Source organism: Streptomyces sp. NPDC058308 (assembly GCF_042880275.1).
Classification (GTDB): domain Bacteria; phylum Actinomycetota; class Actinomycetes; order Streptomycetales; family Streptomycetaceae; genus Streptomyces.
Map to the genome: position 1 here is coordinate 59,352 of NZ_JBHVZA010000019.1, position 16,776 is coordinate 76,127.

At 69.4% G+C, this 16,776-nt stretch carries 13 protein-coding genes and 2 pseudogenes; 11 read left to right on the forward strand and 4 right to left on the reverse strand.

Annotated elements, in window-relative coordinates; translation table 11 throughout:
- Nucleotides 1-84 precede the first annotated feature (84 nt).
- Nucleotides 85-1,107 (forward strand): cation diffusion facilitator family transporter, encoded by a 1,023-nt coding sequence (locus ACFVYL_RS24745; protein WP_389719527.1) that lies wholly within the window; start codon nucleotides 85-87, stop codon nucleotides 1,105-1,107.
- Nucleotides 1,108-1,192: 85 nt separating this feature from the next.
- Here the strand turns inward: ACFVYL_RS24745 and ACFVYL_RS24750 are convergent, their stop codons facing one another.
- A complete protein-coding gene (locus ACFVYL_RS24750; protein WP_389719529.1) occupies nucleotides 1,193-1,324 on the reverse strand; it encodes a hypothetical protein in 132 nt (43 codons plus the stop codon).
- Between the two features lie 290 nt (nucleotides 1,325-1,614).
- Here ACFVYL_RS24750 and ACFVYL_RS24755 point away from each other — a divergent pair, with 290 nt between their 5' ends.
- Genes ACFVYL_RS24755 through ACFVYL_RS24780 form a run of 6 tightly spaced genes read left to right on the forward strand, consistent with a single transcriptional unit; the run spans nucleotide 1,615 to nucleotide 8,000 of the window.
- A complete protein-coding gene (locus ACFVYL_RS24755; RefSeq protein ID WP_389719531.1) occupies nucleotides 1,615-1,833 on the forward strand; it encodes an acyl carrier protein in 219 nt (72 codons plus the stop codon).
- Nucleotides 1,823-3,046: a beta-ketoacyl-[acyl-carrier-protein] synthase family protein gene (locus ACFVYL_RS24760; protein ID WP_389719683.1), complete on the forward strand. Its 1,224-nt coding sequence runs from the start codon at nucleotides 1,823-1,825 to the stop codon at nucleotides 3,044-3,046. The genes ACFVYL_RS24755 and ACFVYL_RS24760 overlap by 11 nt, the downstream gene beginning before the upstream one ends.
- Nucleotides 3,046-5,205 carry an MMPL family transporter gene (locus ACFVYL_RS24765; protein ID WP_389719533.1) on the forward strand — a complete coding sequence of 720 codons (2,160 nt, stop codon included), beginning with the start codon at nucleotides 3,046-3,048 and terminating at the stop codon, nucleotides 5,203-5,205. Before ACFVYL_RS24760 ends, ACFVYL_RS24765 begins: the two co-directional genes overlap by 1 nt.
- Nucleotides 5,206-5,210: 5 nt before the next feature.
- Entirely contained in the window at nucleotides 5,211-6,323 is a 1,113-nt protein-coding gene (locus tag ACFVYL_RS24770; protein WP_389719534.1) for a type III polyketide synthase, read from the forward strand.
- A gap of 59 nt (nucleotides 6,324-6,382) precedes the next feature.
- Nucleotides 6,383-7,315, forward strand: a complete 933-nt coding sequence (locus ACFVYL_RS24775) for an acyl-ACP desaturase (RefSeq protein ID WP_389719535.1) — start codon at nucleotides 6,383-6,385, stop codon at nucleotides 7,313-7,315.
- Nucleotides 7,316-7,370: 55 nt separating this feature from the next.
- A complete protein-coding gene (locus ACFVYL_RS24780) occupies nucleotides 7,371-8,000 on the forward strand; it encodes an isoprenylcysteine carboxyl methyltransferase family protein (RefSeq protein WP_389719536.1) in 630 nt (209 codons plus the stop codon).
- Between the two features lie 219 nt (nucleotides 8,001-8,219).
- Here ACFVYL_RS24780 and ACFVYL_RS24785 read toward each other — a convergent pair whose 3' ends face one another.
- Nucleotides 8,220-8,960, reverse strand: a complete 741-nt coding sequence (locus ACFVYL_RS24785; protein WP_389719538.1) for an SDR family oxidoreductase — start codon at nucleotides 8,958-8,960, stop codon at nucleotides 8,220-8,222.
- Between the two features lie 211 nt (nucleotides 8,961-9,171).
- Here ACFVYL_RS24785 and ACFVYL_RS24790 point away from each other — a divergent pair.
- From ACFVYL_RS24790 to ACFVYL_RS24805, 4 genes and pseudogenes are all read left to right on the forward strand, one after another.
- Nucleotides 9,172-9,279 (forward strand): annotated as a pseudogene (locus ACFVYL_RS24790) (IS5/IS1182 family transposase); the annotation flags it as partial.
- Between the two features lie 46 nt (nucleotides 9,280-9,325).
- Nucleotides 9,326-9,644 (forward strand): annotated as a pseudogene (locus ACFVYL_RS24795) (winged helix-turn-helix transcriptional regulator).
- Between the two features lie 218 nt (nucleotides 9,645-9,862).
- The gene (locus ACFVYL_RS24800) at nucleotides 9,863-10,678 is read left to right on the forward strand and encodes an SDR family NAD(P)-dependent oxidoreductase (protein ID WP_389719540.1); all 816 of its coding nucleotides are present in this window, start codon (nucleotides 9,863-9,865) and stop codon (nucleotides 10,676-10,678) included.
- Between the two features lie 592 nt (nucleotides 10,679-11,270).
- Complete coding sequence (locus tag ACFVYL_RS24805; RefSeq protein ID WP_389719542.1) at nucleotides 11,271-12,197, forward strand: hypothetical protein; 927 nt, start codon at nucleotides 11,271-11,273, stop codon at nucleotides 12,195-12,197.
- Nucleotides 12,198-12,310: 113 nt separating this feature from the next.
- On the opposite strand, the gene ACFVYL_RS24810 is transcribed toward ACFVYL_RS24805, so the two are convergent.
- Together ACFVYL_RS24810 and ACFVYL_RS24815 are read right to left on the reverse strand one after the other, a co-directional pair.
- Nucleotides 12,311-14,224 (reverse strand): flavin monoamine oxidase family protein, encoded by a 1,914-nt coding sequence (locus ACFVYL_RS24810; RefSeq protein WP_389719543.1) that lies wholly within the window; start codon nucleotides 14,222-14,224, stop codon nucleotides 12,311-12,313.
- 132 nt (nucleotides 14,225-14,356) lie between these two features.
- Complete coding sequence (locus ACFVYL_RS24815; RefSeq protein ID WP_389719544.1) at nucleotides 14,357-15,982, reverse strand: hypothetical protein; 1,626 nt, start codon at nucleotides 15,980-15,982, stop codon at nucleotides 14,357-14,359.
- Nucleotides 15,983-16,776 lie beyond the last annotated feature (794 nt).

Consider the following 16,776-nt stretch of genomic DNA (forward strand, 5'->3'; position numbering starts at 1 on the left):
GCCTGGAGCATCGCCCCCGGGGTACCTGAACGTCGTGCCGGCCCCCTGCAAGCACCTTTGAGAACCCCGGAACTGCGAGGCCAGATGACCGCCAAGCCGTCGACCGAGCAAGTGTCGAGCACCTCAGCGTCGGCCGAACGAGCGCCGAGCGAGCAGGCCGCGAGGGACAAGCCGTCGAAGGACCAGGAGACGAAGACCACCGTCTGGGTGGCGCTCGCCGCAAACCTGGTCATCGCCCTGGCCAAGATGGCGGGCGGACTGTTCGCGGGCTCACCCGCGCTTCTCTCCGAGGCGGCCCACTCGATCGCGGACAGCATGAACGAGGTCTTTCTGCTGGCCGCGCTGCGCCGCAGCCGTAAACCGGCCGACCCACAGCACCCCTTCGGCTACGGCAAGGAACGCTACTTCTGGTCGTTGCTCGCCGCCGTCGGCATCTTCGTCACCGGTGGCTGCTTCTCGATCTTCCAGGGCGTCGAGGCACTGCGCTCCGAAAGCTCAGAAACCACGACCGGCTACACCATCGGTCTCGTCGTACTAGGGATCGCCTTCCTCGCCGAGGGCGGTTCCCTGGTCCGCGCGCTGTGGCAGGTGCGGCGGCAGGAGGGCGGCATCGGCTCCGACCCCGCCTTGCGCACTGTCATCGCCGAGGACGGCACCGCCGTGCTCGGCGTGACCCTCGCCATGATCGGCATGGGCCTGCACATGGAGACCGGCGAGGTCGTCTACGAGGCAGCTGCCTCCATGGCGATCGGCCTGTTGCTCATCGCGGTGGCGTACCGCCTGGGCCAAGAGACCAGGGAGCAACTCATCGGCGAGTCCGTCGACCCCGAACTGCGCCGGGAAATAGCCCACTTCCTCGCCGAGCAGCCCGAGATCGACCGCGTCGCGAGCCTGCTCACGATGCGGCTCGGTATGGACTCAACCCTCGTCGCCGCCCGCATCGACCTCGCACCCGGCCGGGACAGCGAGGTCGTGGAACTCGTCATGGAGCGCATCAAGTCGGACATAGTCGAACGCTGGCCACAGGCCGACCAGGTGTTCCTCGACGTCACCGAGGCACCGCCCGTGCCGGGTGCCGGGGTGGACCCGGGCCTGACGGCCTGTTAGGGCCCCGTCCGCCGCCATGGTGGAGCTCGCTCCCACGGTATGGGGACCAGGTGGCCGCCGTAGAGGACCAAGCGCTCGGCCGCCGTCACTTTGGCGCGGCAGCGCTGGTCAGCCCTGCAACCTCGGCATGCGGCCCTACCGGGTCCTCGGTCGTGTGGACAAGGTCGAGTGCCGGGTAGGGCAGCGCGTTCAGCAGTTCGGCGTCATGGATGGCCATGGCTTAAACGGCCTTACGAACACTAAGGAGTGACAGGTCGTTCCCTCCACCCCCCGTCGGCGTTCACACAGTGGCACGGGGAGGCGCGGGTCGCGGCGGCCGGGAGACAGGCGCAGGACCGGCTCGGGCAGCACGTGGAGTGGCTTGAGACGCGGGCTTCGCGCGCGCGTGGCCTTGACGAACGGATGAACGCGGGCAGCGCCGCAGGGCTTCTCGCAGCGAGGAAACAGGAGACCCAGGCATGACGCAGACGGCGGAAGGCGCGGCAGTCGGCCCTGCCCGAGGAGTTGGTGGCCCTGCTGACCGGCCACCTCAACGTGCAGGCGGATGCCGGTGAATTCTCCGGCAGGACGACGTTCGAGAGTCTCGGTCTGGACTCGCTGTCGCTGATGGAGTTGGTGGTGGCGGCGGAGGAGGAGTACGGGCTCGTCCTGCCCGAGAACGTCCTGGACCTGCGCCCGTCATCGACCCTGGGCGAGGTGGCTCGGGCGTTTGAGCATGTGCGCTGAGATCGTGGTCACCGGGCTGGGCCTGGTGACTCCGGCCGGGCATACGGCGGAGGCGAACTGGGCGGCCCTGTGCCGGGGGCGCTCGCTGGCCGCGACGGATCCCGGCCTGACGGGACTGCCCGTCGACTTCTCCTGCCGGGTGACGGACTTCGACGCCGAGAGGGAACTCGGCCGGGCGTCGGCGCGACGCGTGGACCGCTTCATTCAGTTCGCCCTCGTCGCCGCCCGGCGGGCCGTCGCGGACGCGGGCCTCGATCGTCGTACCTGGGAAGCGGAGCGAGTCGGTGTCGTGCTGGGCGTGGGATCGAACAGTTTGAGTGCCTACGTCACTGAGTTCGGCCACCTCGGCGCCGGGCGGCCGGAGCGGGTCTCGCCGCTCGCGCTCCCGCGCAGCGTTCCGAGCATGGCGGCGGGCGAGGTCGCCATCGACCTGGGCGTGTGCGGCCCCAACTTCACCACCGCCAGCGCCTGCGCGTCGGGCGCCACCGCGATCGGAGTGGCCCGGGACCTGCTGCGGTCCGGTACCTGCGACATCGTGCTGGCGGGCGGCAGCGAGTCGGCTCGCTCGCGCATGACGGCCACGTGCTTCACACGGATGCGGGCGCTGTCCCGGCGCGGGGCGGAACCGGCCCTGGCCAGCCGGCCGTTCGACGCGCAACGCGATGGCTTCGTCCTGGGCGAGGGCGCCGGCATCCTTGTCCTCGAACGCGCCTGCGCGGCTCGGGCCCGCAGGGCTCCCGTCCTGGCGCTGCTGCGGGGTTACGGTGCCGGTGCCGACGCGCATCATCCCGTCGCCCCACACCCGCAGGGCGACGGCGCGGTCCGCGCCATCCACGCCGCTCTCGCCGACGCCGGGTGCGGGCCGGAGAACGTCGGCCACGTCAACGCGCACGGCACCTCCACCCCGCTGAACGACGCGGCCGAGGCGCGAGCTCTCGTCCGCGTCTTCGGTGACGATGGGCCGCCGGTCACCGCGTCCAAAGGCGTGATCGGGCACGCGCTGGGGGCGGCCGGGGCGATCCAGGCGGCGTACACGGTGCTCGCGCTGCGCCATGCGGCCGTCCCGCCGGTGGCGAACTTCGAGGGCCAGGACGGGGACCACAAGCTGGACATCGTCGCCGGACGTCCCCGCCCCACGCGTGGCGATGCGGGGATCAGTTGCTCCTTCGGCTTCGGCGGCCAGAACGCCGTTCTGCTGTTCACGGCTTCCTAGTGGGAGCCAGACGAAGTGTCCGGATCGGGTGCGAGACGCAGGCACAGGGCTGGACGCGGTGCCGGGCCTGGCTGGTGGTGGTGAGCGCCCTGCTGGCGGCGGTGTGCGCGGGACTGCTGGCCCCGGTTGCCTTCTCGACGCTGAGCACGGGCGGCGCGGTTGCGACGGACACGGAGGCGACGCAGGCCAGACGGCAGGCGGAGCGGCTCGGCGTGCCCTCGCCTGATCTGCTTCTGGCCGTTTCACGGCGCACCGGCGGTGAAAGCGAGGCCCGCGTCCGGGACGGCGCCACAGAGTTGGTGGAAACGCTGGCCGGGCAGCGCGACGTCAAGGCCGTGTGGTCGGCACAGAGCACCGGTGACCCGTGGCTGCGTTCCAAAGACGGACGGACCCTGCTGGTCGCCGTACGGCTGAAGGGGACGGACAAGGAACGCAAACAGGTGGCGCCGGGTGTGGTGGCGGCGGCCCGCTCGGCCGTCCCGGGGATGCGGGTGGAGCCCAGCGGCGAGGTGTGGGCCAACCGGGCAATCGACGAGACCATCGAGCACGATCTGAGCCGAGCCGAACTGCTGGCCGCGCCAGTACTGTTCGTCGTCCTGGTCTTCGCCTACGGGTCCGTGGTGTCCGCGCTGCTGCCCATGGCCGTGGCCGCGCTGGCCATCGGCTGCACCATCCCAATCCTGGGCCTGCTGGCGCAGGTGACCGACGTGTCGCGGGTCGCGGTGAACGCCGCATCGGCGATCGGTTTCGGCCTGGCCGTCGATTACAGCCTCTTCCTGCTGGCCCGCGTACGGGAGGAAACCTCGCGGGGCGCGGACCTTCACACGGGGCTGGCGGCCGCCCGCTGCTCCAGCGGGCGTTCGGTCGCGTTCTCTGCCGCCGCCATCACCGTATGCCTCGCCGCCGCCCTTGTGGTGCCAGTGCCGATGCTGCGCGCACTGTCCCTGGCGGGCATGACCGTCACCGTGCTGGCGGCGCTGCTCGCCCTGACCGTGCTGCCCGCCTGTCTGCGGCTGCTCGGCCCCCGGGCCCAGGCATGGGACCCGCTGGCGCGGTGGCGGCGTGCCCGTACCGGGGACCGGAGTCGTTTCTGGCATCGCACGACGTCCGCGGTCACCTCACGGCCCGTCCTGGCGGGTGGCCTGGCGGTGCTGCTGCTGGTCCTGCTGGCCCTGCCCTTCACCCGCGCACAACTCGGCATCGTGGATGAACGCACGCTGCCTTCATCGGCTCCGGCTGCCGCCGCGGCCGAGCGTGTGCGCGCCGAGTTCACCGCGCCACCGGAGCGGCTCCTCACCGTGGTCGTCACCGGACCGCGGGCGGCGGACGGTGTACCGGCGTACGGTGACCGACTCGCACGTGTCCCGGGCATCACTGGGGTCCGCGTGGTGCGTGTGGCTCCGTCCGGTGAGGCGGTCGTGATGCTGGCGGCCACATCCGCCGCCCCCGGCACGCCGGAGGCGGACACCGCGGTGCGCAAGGTACGGCAAACCTCTGCCCCGGGAAGCGTGGCGGTGGGCGGGCGAGCCGCGGAGGTCGTCGACACGGCGGACGCCGTCCTGGGCGCCCTCCCGTGGTGCCTGTTTCTCCTGGCTGTGGGGCTCCTGGTCCTCCTCAGCGCCTTCACCCGCTCCCTGATCGCTCCCCTGAAAGCTCTGATCGTGGCCGCCGCCAGCCTCGGGGCGAGCCTCGGCGCGCTCGTCGTCCTCTTCCAGGACGGCCACGGCAGCGCAGTGCTCGGCCATTTCACGGCGACGGGAACGCTGGACGCCTCGACGCTGCTGTTCGTCCTGTTCATCGCGCTCGCCCTGTCGGTGGACTACGAGGTCTTCCTGCTCGGCCGCATCCGGGAGGAGTACAACCGCTGCGGCGACAACCGCACCTCGATCATCGAGGGCGTCGCCCGCACCGGCCGGCTGATGACGTCCGCCGCGGCAGCCGTGGCGATCTCGACCGCGGCCATGGCCACCTCCCACGTCGCCCTGCTCAAGTTCATCGGCATCGGCGTCGCGCTCGGCGCGCTCGTGGACGCCGTCCTGGTGCGGGGAGTTCTGGTGCCCGCGGTCATGGCGGCCCTTGGTCCGGCCAGCTGGTGGGCTCCGGCCCGTACCAGGTTCCCATTGTTGATCAGTACACCCGTGAAGAAAGGCGGAAGCTGACGTCGATGCGTCAGACGACACATGCCCGCACCCGGCAGTCGGCAGCTGCCGCACCACAGGTGGTGGCGATCCAGACGGCCTTCCCCCCGTACCAATACCGGCAGGAAGAGATCCTGGCAGCCCTGGCCCGCACGACGCTGCTGGAGTCCGAGACGGGCGCTCTGGTACTCCGCAAGATCCAGGCCAGCTCGGGTGTGGAGACCCGCTCGCTGTCCCTGCCGTTGGACAAGCTCGTCGATCTCGCCCGCCGGGAGGACTTCACCGAGCAGAACCGTATCTGGCTCGACACCGCCATGGACCTGGGGGAACGGGCGCTGATCGGCGCGCTGCACACCGCAGGTGTCCAGCCGGAGGAGGTCGACGCGGTGATCAGCACCACCGTCACCGGTCTTGCCGTGCCGTCACTGGAGGCACGGCTCGCCCACCGGGTCGGGCTGCGGCCGGACGTCAAACGTATCCCGCTGTTCGGCAGCGGCTGCGCCGGAGGCGCCGCAGGTCTGGCCCGGCTCCACGACTACCTACGGGCCCACCCCGACCAGGTGGCCGTCCTGCTCGCCGTGGAACTGTGCACACTGGCGTACCAGTTCACGGACGGCTCCGTGGCGAACATCGTCGCCGGCAGCCTCTTCGGGGACGGCGCGGCCGCCGTCGTGGCCGTCGGAGCCCACCGGGACGGCGGCCCCGCCGGGCCTGAGCTGGTGGACACCCACAGCCTGCTGGTCCCCGGCACCGAGGACGTCCTTGGCTGGGACATCGGCTCCCACGGCTTCCGGATCCTGCTGTCGCCCGAGATCCCGACGCTCACGGAGAAACACTTGCCCACGGCCGTCCAAACCCTCCTCGCACGGCACGCACTGACGCCGCACCAGGTCGCGAGCTGGATCATCCACGGCGGCGGACCGAAGGTCTTCACCGCTGTACAGCAGGCCCTGGACCTGCAGCCTGGCGTCCTGGAGCTCACCCGGCGCTCCGTGGCCGAGCGGGGCAACCTCTCGTCCGTCTCCGTACTGGACATCCTGCACGCGGCCATGGAAACACCGCCCCCCGCGAACGCATCCGGCCTGGTCGCCGCCATGGGGCCGGGGTTCGCCATCGAACTGGTCCTCCTCCGCTGGTAGGGGGCCGCCCGCCACCACCGAAACCTGGCGACCGCATGACAAGAAAGGTGCCACGGACCGTGCCCGCCATCCCCGCAGACGTACACATCCTGATCGACCTCGAACCGGTCGTCACCGACGCCCTCGACACGCACTTCCGGACTACCGTCGACTGGTACCCGCACCAGTACATCCCATGGAGCCAGGGCCGTGACTACGACGGTCTCCTCGAAGGGGAGCCATGGGACCCCTCCCAGCAGAAACTGAGCGCGGCCGCCCGGGACGGCCTCCTCTACAGTCTGCTCACCGAAGAAAACCTGCCCAGTTACCACCGGGTGATCGGGGAAATGCTGTCGCTCGACGGCCCTTGGGGTGTCTGGGTCAATCGATGGACCATGGAGGAGGCCAGGCACGGCACCGCCATCCGTGACTACCTCGTGGTCACCCGCAGTGCCGATCCGGTGCTTTTGGAGGACACCCGTGCCGCGCATGTGCAGCACGGCTACGAGATCGACTACCGCGGCGACCTCATCGCCTCTTTGGTCTACGTCACCATCCAGGAACTCGGCACCCGCGTCAGCTACCAGGGAATCCGCCGACTGTGCGACGAACCGGCGTGCGGGGCTCTGATGCAGCGCATCGCCCACGACGAGAACCGGCACATGCTCTTCTACCGGACCACCCTCCAGGCGTGTATGCGTATGCACCCCGACCGAACGCTTCAGGCCGTGGCCAAAGTCCTCAGGACAATCCGTCCCCCCGGCCACGCCGCACCCGGCTTCGGCCGGCTGATCAGCTCCATGGCGAGGTCGGGCATCCTCTCACCGGATATCTACTACAAGGACATTGCCCTTCCCTTCGTCCGCATGCTCGGCGCCCTCGACACCACCGGAGTCACACCGGTCGGACAGCACGCCCAGGAGGAGATCGCCGCCCACATGGAGGAATCAGCGGACCGTGCCGGCAGATACCGCGCCCTGGCCGAACGCCTCAACCGCACTGCGACCGCGTAAGCGAGGAATCCGCCGTCCGGAAGTGTCCGTCCGGAAGTGAGAAGGACGATCCGACATGTCCCTGGGATGGGTAACGATCCCCGCAAGTCTGTGCGTTCTCGTGACCGCTGTGGCCGTCGTGCGCCTGGTCGAACTGACAATCGCCCGCCGCAACGCGCGATGGGCCATCGACCGCGGCGGCATCGAGTACGGGCAACGCCATTACCCCGTCATGATCACCCTTCATGTCTGCCTGCTCGTTGGGAGCGTTGCAGAGGTCGCCCTCACCGACCGCCCCTTCGTGCCCCTGATCGGCTGGCCGGCACTGGCTGTCCTCATCCTCGTGCAGGCAGGCCGGGCCTGGTGCATGAGGGCGCTCGGCCCCCGATGGAACACCCGCGTCATCGTCGTGCCCGGGCTACCGCTGGTCACCACCGGGCCCTACCGCTGGATGCGACACCCCAACTACCTCATCGTCCTGTTCGAAGGCATCGCCCTGCCCCTCGTCCACACCGCATGGATTACCGCCATGCTCTTCACCATCGCCAACACGCCTTGGCTCATCGTCCGTGTCCGCACGGAGAACGCCGTGCTATGGCCTGCGGTGAGACCAGCGGTGCGGTGCAGTCCGTGGAGCTGTTCGCCGACCTCGTCGATGGACCCCTGCTGTTCGCGCTGCGCGTCTCCTACCCGCACATCGTCGTGAACGTCGACCGGCGGGGCCCCCGCGCCGTGAACCTGCGGGATGCGTTCGGCCGCCGCGCGCAGGCCCCGGGACAACGGCTCCTCACGCCAGCGGCCCCGGCCTCGGCCCACGGACGGCAGCAACGGCGCGATCACCCGGTCGTGGCGCCCTCCCCGAGCTCTGACTGGAGATGGGCCCGACCGGGTCACCGCGGCAGCGTCGCAGAGATGGCGTCCGGTGTCAGCGCAGGGTGTAGCCGCCGTCGGGGTAGAGGGTCGAGCCGGTGGTGTACCCGTTTGTGAACAGGAACAGCACGGCGTGCGCCACCTCATCCTCGCTGCCCAGCCGGTGCAGCACGGTGTCCCGGCGGTACTGTGCGAACGCCGCCTCCCGGTCCGCCGCAGGCCGTCCCGCCCACAGGTTGCCGTCGATGGTCCCGGGTGAGACGACGTTGACGCGGACCGGCGCGAGTTCCACGGCGAGGCCGCGCCCGAGCCCTTCGAGCGCCGCGTTGCAGGCCGCGTAGGCGGGGGCGGGCCCCGGCGGACGCGCGCCGGCGGCGCCCGCCATCAGCACCACCGACGCGTCGGACGACAGCTTCGGCGCCGCGTGCCGCACCGCGTGGTACTGGCCCCAGAACTTGGATGTGAAGGGGCTGGCCGCGTCCTGCGCGCTCAACTCCCGCAAGGGGCCGACGCGGTAGGTGCCGGCCGAGGTGAACAGGTGGTCCACGCGGTCGATGCCGTCGAAGAACGACGCCAGCGAGGCGTCGTCGGTGACGTCGACGGTCCGCCAGGTCGCGACGGCCTCGCCCAGTTCACGCGCCGCGTCGGCGAGACGCTGCGGGGAACGTCCGCCGAGGACGACGCGTGCGCCGGCGGCGACGACCCGGTGGGCCACCCGCAGCCCGATACCCGAGCCTCCGCCGATCAGGACGACCGTACGGCCGTCGAGCGCCTCACTGTCGGGGGATGTCGTCATGCTGCGGGCTCCTCTACGTATGGCTGACGGTCGGGAGCGCTCATTGACGGCCTCCCGATGATCTTTCAGCAGTAAAGAAGGCGCGCGGGACCGCCCATATTCCTGGCGCACCGGGCGTCGTACCGCGCGGTCCGAAAGGTGAACCGCGACACGGAGTGGGAGGTCAGCGCGGTCTCCGGGGCCAGGAGGCCCCGACGGGCGGGCGCCGGGGGGAAGCCGACCCGTCGCCCACGGCAAGGACGGCTACAAGGACCGCAACACTGCCGAACGACTGATCAACAAGCTGAAGGCCTGGCGAGGTACCGCAAGTTGGTACGAGCCGCCGCGGCCGTCGGACCCAGAGGGCTGGGGGACACGCAGACTCCCTGGCGCGGGAGATCTTCTCGGATGTCGCCAACAAGTGGGCGCTCCTGATCATCGAGGCGCTCGGCGAGCGCACTCTGCGCTTCAGCGAGCTGCGAAACGAGGTCGAGGGCGTCAGCCACAAGATGCTCACGCAGAACCTGCGCATGCTGGAGCGCAATGGCCTGGTTGACCGGAAGGTGCATCCCACCGTGCCGCCGCGGGTCGCGTACACCCTTACCGAGCCGGGCAGGCTTCCGCATCGCTGTCGACGCCATATGCGGCTGGACTCACCAGCATCTCGGTCACATCGAGAGTGCGCGTGGCCGTTTCGACGCCTGACGGGTACGCAGCGATGTCCTCGCGCGTTGCGCAACTCCTTGATGGATCCCACGTTGGTGGCCACCGACGTGGCCCGCACTTCGCCTGATCGGGCGAATGGTCGGCGAAGGCGAACACGGCAAAAGCCAAGATCTACCCGGTCGGCACCGCTGGTGCCTGCGCTTCGTATGCTCGCGGGGCAGGGACAGGAAGTTGACCATCTTCGGAGGCGAACGGGTATGGCGGAGCAGCGTGTTGTCCTGGTCACGGGCGGGGGAACGGGAATCGGGGCTGCCACCGCGCGGCTGCTGCGCGCGGCAGGCCACCAGGTGGTGATCTCCGGGCGGCGGCCTGAGCCGCTGCACCGAGTGGCCGAGGAGACCGGGGCGCTGGCTCACCCGTCCGACGCCGCCGATCCCGATGCCGTGCGCGAACTCGTCGAGGCGACGGTGAAGGCCTACGGGAGACTCGACGGCGTGGTGCTCAACGCCGGAATCGGGCGGGGCGGCGCCATCGGCGACACCTCGGTCGAGGACTGGGAGGCGCTGATCCGTACCAACCTCACCGGCCCGTTCCTGCTGCTGCATGCCGCACTGCCGCATCTGCTGGCGGCCCGCGGCGCGGTGGTCGCGGTCGCCTCGGTCGCCGCGCTGCGCAACAGCGTCGGCAACGCGGCCTATGCGACATCCAAGGCGGCTTTGCTCCATCTTTGCCGCTCCCTCGCTGTCGACTATGGGCCGCAGGGACTGCGGGCCAACGCGGTGTGCCCGGGCTGGGTGCGCACGGAGATGGCCGACCAGCGGATGGCACGGTTCGCGGCGGAGGCGGGCCTGTCGGGCGGTGCCGAGGCGGCGTACGAGGAGGCGAACCGGCTGACTCCCGCCGGGCGGCCAGGTGATCCGGAGGAGGTCGCCGAGGCAATCGACTGGCTCCTCTCACCCGCCGCCTCCTACGTCAACGGGGCGGTCCTGACCGTCGACGGCGGAGTCACGACGGTCGGCGTCGGCGGCGCCGCCTTCGACTACCGAATCGAGCCGCGTACCTCGAGCCGGTAGCTAAACACTCAGACCGACATTACGCTCATTACAGTTCAATGGCGCGGTACGCCAACGCCTCTTGCATAAATGCATGCCGAAAATTTCTTGAGTCGGCAACGTCGGATACAGAACAGGAAAATTGCGCAGCCGATGCAATGGTGTGTCACCAGCCAGCTTTAGTCTCGCTCCGGCTCTGCATCGGCACGCTTACCACACCCCGGCACCAGGTAGCCGAAAGTGCCCTTCATCCCCCTGACCTGGCAGAACCCACAGTTCAGGGGCTACGGATCAAGAAATCCTGGAGGAGACGGGGCTTCGTTTCCGAATCATCGAGTCCCAGCCAAGCGCTCATTTTCGATGAGTTTGTGTACTGCAGACAGAGGGCTGCCGCCTCGGGCATATGTCGATGAATATTACACTCCCTATTTATCGCAGATATCAGAAACTGCGTGTCTTATGGGAGTGGGCCGGAATTTAACCGGCTCCTCGGCGGCACGCGGCACGCGGCACGGAAATTTGCAGGAAAACGACTATTCCCTAGTCGGTTTCGCATCGGTCTGCCGCAGCGCCCCCGCACCCTCGCTTCACCCGATCCAAAGGAAACCTCGTCGTGAACAGGAAACAGACCACAGCCCTTCTCGCCCTGCCCGCCCTCTTCGCCGGCGCGACACTCCTCGTCGGCTCTCCGGCCGGCGCTTCCGCTCTCGCCTGTACCGCTGGTACTGCCGGCATCGCTGGCGCCAACGGCACTACCGTCCACCCCAACGGCTTCCCCGGCACCGCGGGCGGCCCCGCGACCGGGACCGGGAACTGCGCCGGCGGCGCGGGAGGTTCTGGCGGCAACGGGGTCCTTGGTGGGGTCGGTGGTGCGGGCGGCAACGGTGGCTTGGGCCTCGGCGGCGGTTCCGGCGGTGCGGGCGCTATCGGCGGCAACGCCGGACCCGACGGTGCCGTCGGCGGCAACGGGGGCACCGGTGCTACCGGCGGTCTGAACGGTTCAGGCGGTGCGGGCGGCGCCGGCGGCATGGGCACCCACGCCAGTGCGGGCGGCACCGGTGGCTTCGGCGGCAACTCCGGCGCCAGCGCCGGAGTAGGCGGCCGTGGCGGCCTCGGTGGCGCTGGAGGATCGGACGGCGGTGCGGGCGGCAATGCGGGTAACGGCGGCATCGGCCACGGCGGTGGTGGGGGCGGCAACGGCGGCGCCGGTGGCATCAACGGCGCAGGTAATGGCGGCCAGGGCGGTCAGGCCGGCAACGGTGGCAACGGCAGCTTCGGCGGCGCCTACCCGGGCGGTGCCGCAGGCGTCGGTGGGGCCGGTGGCGTGAGCTTCGGAGGTATCAACAACTTCGGCGGCAAGGGCGGCACCGGGGGCAACGGCGGCGCCAAGTCGGGCGCCAGCAGCGACGGGGTCTGCGGGATCGGCGGCGCGGGCGGCAACGCCACAGGGGGCATCCTCTACCACGGCGGCGCTGGCGGGAGCGGTGGCACCTTCGGCTCCGGCAGCCCCTGCGCGAACGGGGCCAACGGAACACCGTGATCCACCCCGCCGGGGGTCCCGCACGATCCCTGCGCCGGCAACACCGAACGCACCACAGCCCTGGCAGACTTCCTCCAGACCTACCACCACCACCGCTGCCACACCGCCACCTGTCACCTGGTGTGGACTTCCAGTGCTGTGCGGATCGCGGATTCGAGGGCTCCTTCGATCCATGCGGGCTTGAGGGAGGTGTGGCAGCCCGCGAAGTGCAAGGGGCCTTCGGAGGCAGGGATGTCGGGGAAGAGTTCGGTGTGCTGACCGGGAAGCAGGACGGATGCTTCCCCGTAGGCGTAGGGGTCGCGCATCCATGACTGGGTGCGGCCCTTTCCCGTGTAGAAGATTTCGGTGCGCTGGCCGTAGACCTCCTGAACACCGGTGAGTGCCAGGGGATACCGCTCCTCGTCGTCGTAGGCGTCCCACTTCAGGGCGTCGTCGGACCAGCTGTAGGAAGCGAGCAGAACTCCTCCCGGACTGCCGGGAACAGGGTGTGAGGGTTCCCAGATGAAGCGATTGGGATTGTCGGTGATCGAGCCGCCGCCGATTACCTGCGCCGCTTCGGGCTGGTTTCGCTGGGGGCCACGATGTGCTGCGTAGTGGATGCGCTGGCGCTCGGGGATCTGGCCCTCGGGGACGGAGGGGTGGGCGCCGAGCAACGAGCCGTCCGTAGGCGCTTTCCCGGCACGGTACGCCTCGTACAGACCGGGGCGTACGGCGTCGAGTTCGCGTTTCCAGTCCTGTTCGGTGAACTCCCACCAGCGGCGTGAGAACTCCAGGAGCACCTTGGTGGCCGCGTCGTAGTGGAGTTCGGTGATGGCACGCCGTTTTCGGTAGGAGAAGGCGGGGGTGAAGGTGATGTGGCGCAGCCCGGAGAAGGGCACGGTGATGATCGCCTCATCGCCGGTGAACTCTTCGGTCACGGGCTGGCTCGTGCGGCTCTCGGAGACGGTGTGCACGGTGACGCCACTGCCGGGCCGGTGTTCGATGCGCACGGCGCGCCGGTCCAGGTGTACGAGATCACTCACCCGCTCGTAGAGGGCGTCGGCGAGAGTGGCGGTGCCTCCGGGCAGCTCGTAGAAGGCGGTGGTCGGGCTGATCAGGGCGGTGGAGAGGAAGTTGTGGAGGAAGGAGAGATGCAGGCGTGAAGTGAGGTTTTGGAGGGTGCCGATCAGGTCGATGGTGTTCTCGTCGAGTCCGGCTCGTTCCTTTAGGTAGCGGTACATCGACCAGTGCCCGTACGTGTGGAGCACGCTCGCCCAGCCCTCGACGAGTTCGCGGCCGCTCTTGCCCTCGACCAGTGCCCGGGCCGGAGCCAGCGCGGCGCGCAGCAGGTCGGCCGCCGGGGTGTTCTCGTACTGCGCGGGGACACCGAAAGAACGGTTGATCCGCCGGGGCCTGTCCTGGTAGTCGGCGCGGCGGGCCCGGATGCCGTTGACGTGGATCCATGTGCGGTTCGCGGGTCTGCCCGAGGCGTCGATGTCGATGAGGTGGAAACGGCGACGCTCAAGGCCGAGCGATTCCATCAGCCCGGTGACCAGAGGGTGGCTGTCGGGGATCCGCATCGCTCCGGCCTCCGCGTACTGAGCGGGGTCGGCGAACGGCTGCTCGGCGTTCTCATGGCCGCCGGTGCGGAAGGTCTTGATGCGCCCGCCGACCCGGTTGGCGTTGGCTTCGAGCACGGTGACGTCGTGCCCGGCCTCGCGCAGCAGGTGGGCGGCCACGAGCCCGGCCGGTCCGGCCCCGATGACCAGGACCTTCCTGCTCACGCCCCCACGGGGCAGGCCCTTGCCGAGCAGGATGTCGGTGTACGCGGGGATGAGGGGCCGGTTGTCCTCGTCGAGGACGAGGATGGCCCGGGCGACTGCCAGGCAGGTCTGCCAGTCGGCGCCCCTGGCCGGCGCGTGGGGCGAGGCCGGGGGCGCGAGCGCGGACGCGGTGGCCGCCTGCGGGGCGGAGGCAGCGAGGCCGGCAGTCAAAGTGGTGCTGCCGGCCGCGGCCATGACGGAGCGTCTGGAAGGCTGGGCGTTCATGGTCACAGCCTCGCCCGGCGACCGTGTTGTCCCTGGCCGGGACACCACGCCAGACAGCGCGGGTCACCCGGTCGGACACACGCCCTTCTCCCGGGCCCGCGGGCCCGCGCGGCGCAGGACTGCCTGCCGCGCTCAGGATTCGCCGTGTGTTCCTGCCGACAGGATGATGATCTGGTCGCCCTCGGTGTAGCTGACGCGTTCCGCCTTGTCGGGGTTGATCAGAACACCGTAGTCAGGAGGCAGTTGGGCCCGGCTGTGAATCCGGTGGCCGATGGCGATCTCACCGCACCGGGCGGCCGCGGCGGTCACTGTGTAGAAGTCGGTGTCCGCCCCGGCCCGTACATAGCCCCCCATGGGGCGCAGGCTGATCTGGACGCCCTGCGGTCCGAACAACTCGTCGAAGATCTGGCCCAGATGAGGGTTCTCGGAGAGCTGGGCAAGGCACAGGCTCACCAGCTCGCTGCTCACGATGAAGTCGTCCGCCTTCGCCGCCCGGGCCAGGGCGCGGTTGCGGTCGTCGGCGATCTCCGTGGCCAGAGAGAAGTCGTAGGAGTGCCGGGCTGCCAGATCGCGCAGCTTCAGCAAGGTGGTGAGGGTGCGGGCATCGGAGTCGCGGGGGTTCCGCTCATTCGGGCAGATGACCATGACGTGGTCGTAGGCCCCGAGGTCGGCGGACTCCAGCACCTCCCGACGGGTGGTGTCGGCCTGGCGGAAGGACACCTCCGGGACACCGTCGCCCGCGCCTGCAAGTACTTTCTCGGCGTCGGTGAGGTCTGTTTCGGCGATCACGTTCACCCGGGATCCGGCAGGCAGCTGCGTCTGGAGCTGGCGGACGATGTCAGGCGCATGCCGACTCCAGCCCACCATCAATACCTGGCGGCCCGGCCGCTCGGGACCATCGGGTGGTGAGATCGCCGTCTCGTCGACGACGGGCACCGTTTCGGACAGCAGCACTGTGCCGTCGTCCTCGCTGATGGCGACGATCTGGTCCTGCGCGCGGAGCACTGTGTCGTGGCGGGGGTTGAGCCGTACGCGGCCGGACGCGTCCATCAACCCGATCACGCACGAGGTCCGGTAGGCCGCCAGCGTCTCACCGAAGGTCCGTCCGACCAGCTCGGGCTGCGGCTGCATATAGATCTCATCGCCTTCGAAGTCCAACAGGCCGGTATAGACCGCGGACAGCCCGCACTGAAGGCTCATCTGCACCATCAACCGGGAGATGAACCCCTGAGCGCTGATGACGTGACAAGTGGCACCGCCCGCCAGCCGCGCCACGGACAGGTTCTGTGCCTCCTGGACGCTGGCCACGATCACCGGTGCGGCGCTGTCCCCGCCCCGCCCGCGAGCAGCCTGGCTGCTCCCCACGGCCAGCAGTGACTTGACGACCGCGATGTCAGGATCGTCGCCCTCCGGCGGGATCACGATGATCGAGCGTGCGCTCGAAGGATTGACGATCGCGATGTCGACCGGGTCGGTGGGGTCACCGCTGCGGCACACCACCCTGGTGGTGGCGGTATGCCCCACCCGTTCCCGGATCGCGGCTTCCATCTCCGGACGGTCCTTCTCCGCGAGGATGGTCACGCAGGCACGGCGCTGGTTGCGATTGGCCTCCACCAACTCGCGGAGCACGGTATAGACATGGGGAGACCAGCCGAGCATGACCGTGTGCCCGCTCTCGACCACGGCCGAACGGCCGCGGCGCAAGCGGGCCAGCTGGTTCTGGAGCCCCGCGCTGATCACTGGGATCAGCGTGCTCATCAGAAAGATCCCACCGAAAGCCATCAGTGCCGCAGTGGCCAGGAACGGAGCCGACCCCCTGTCCCTGGCGATCACCGCTGGGCTGATGACCCGCAGGAAACCGGACCACAGCCACGAGTCCCCACCCCCCGAAGGCACCCCCGCCGGAGCGAGCAACAACAACAGCGCCCCATTGAGCAACACGAGTACACAGCAGGCAACGGCCAGTACTCCGATGAGTGCCGGTGTCCCGCGCGCCATGACATTGTCGAACCTGTACCGCAACCGCTGAAGCAACGTCGCCCCTCGACCTCGGCCCCGGCCCGCGTCCCTTCCGCCACCCGGGCTCAGCACAGCTTGCGCCCCGCCCTGAGGCTTGATCATTCGGCGTGGGCGCGATCGCCCGCTCGGACCACTCCGTTCATCCATCCGCCCCATGCCGACGACCGAGAGGCCGAGCGCGTGGCGCCCCCTTGAAGCGGCGGGGGAGGAGTGGGCCTGTCCGGGGAGGCAGGCGTCAGGGTTTCCCGGCGTGGCAGCACTCCTCGCCGCCCGCGTGCCCAGCGCGTGCTCGGCCCCGCAGTGGCTGTGGAGGTCTGAGCGGGAGTCGTTTCGCGATGTGCTGGGGAGCCACGGAGCGCATCTAGGCATGATCAATCGCGATGACTTTTGATGTCGGAACCCGGCTCGTGAAGCCGACATGCCAGGCCGTGTATGACGTTAGTCCCTGTGTCACCACCCTTGATCGGTGACGTGCTGTGACGACTGGGCAGGTTCGTTGAGGATGCGGTCTTGCCGCAAGCCGCTCAGCGTCA

Excerpts from the sequence above, each read along its gene's own strand:
- ACFVYL_RS24745 (WP_389719527.1), top strand. The coding sequence starts at position 85 with ATGACCGCCAAGCCGTCGACCGAGCAAGTGTCGAGCACCTCAGCGTCG.
- ACFVYL_RS24750 (WP_389719529.1), bottom strand. The coding sequence starts at position 1,324 with ATGGCCATCCATGACGCCGAACTGCTGAACGCGCTGCCCTACCCGGCA.
- ACFVYL_RS24760 (WP_389719683.1), top strand. The coding sequence starts at position 1,823 with ATGTGCGCTGAGATCGTGGTCACCGGGCTGGGCCTGGTGACTCCGGCC.
- ACFVYL_RS24770 (WP_389719534.1), top strand. The coding sequence starts at position 5,211 with ATGCGTCAGACGACACATGCCCGCACCCGGCAGTCGGCAGCTGCCGCA.
- ACFVYL_RS24780 (WP_389719536.1), top strand. The coding sequence starts at position 7,371 with ATGTCCCTGGGATGGGTAACGATCCCCGCAAGTCTGTGCGTTCTCGTG.
- ACFVYL_RS24785 (WP_389719538.1), bottom strand. The coding sequence starts at position 8,960 with ATGACGACATCCCCCGACAGTGAGGCGCTCGACGGCCGTACGGTCGTC.
- ACFVYL_RS24800 (WP_389719540.1), top strand. The coding sequence starts at position 9,863 with ATGGCGGAGCAGCGTGTTGTCCTGGTCACGGGCGGGGGAACGGGAATC.
- ACFVYL_RS24810 (WP_389719543.1), bottom strand. The coding sequence starts at position 14,224 with ATGAACGCCCAGCCTTCCAGACGCTCCGTCATGGCCGCGGCCGGCAGC.
- ACFVYL_RS24815 (WP_389719544.1), bottom strand. The coding sequence starts at position 15,982 with ATGAGCACGCTGATCCCAGTGATCAGCGCGGGGCTCCAGAACCAGCTG.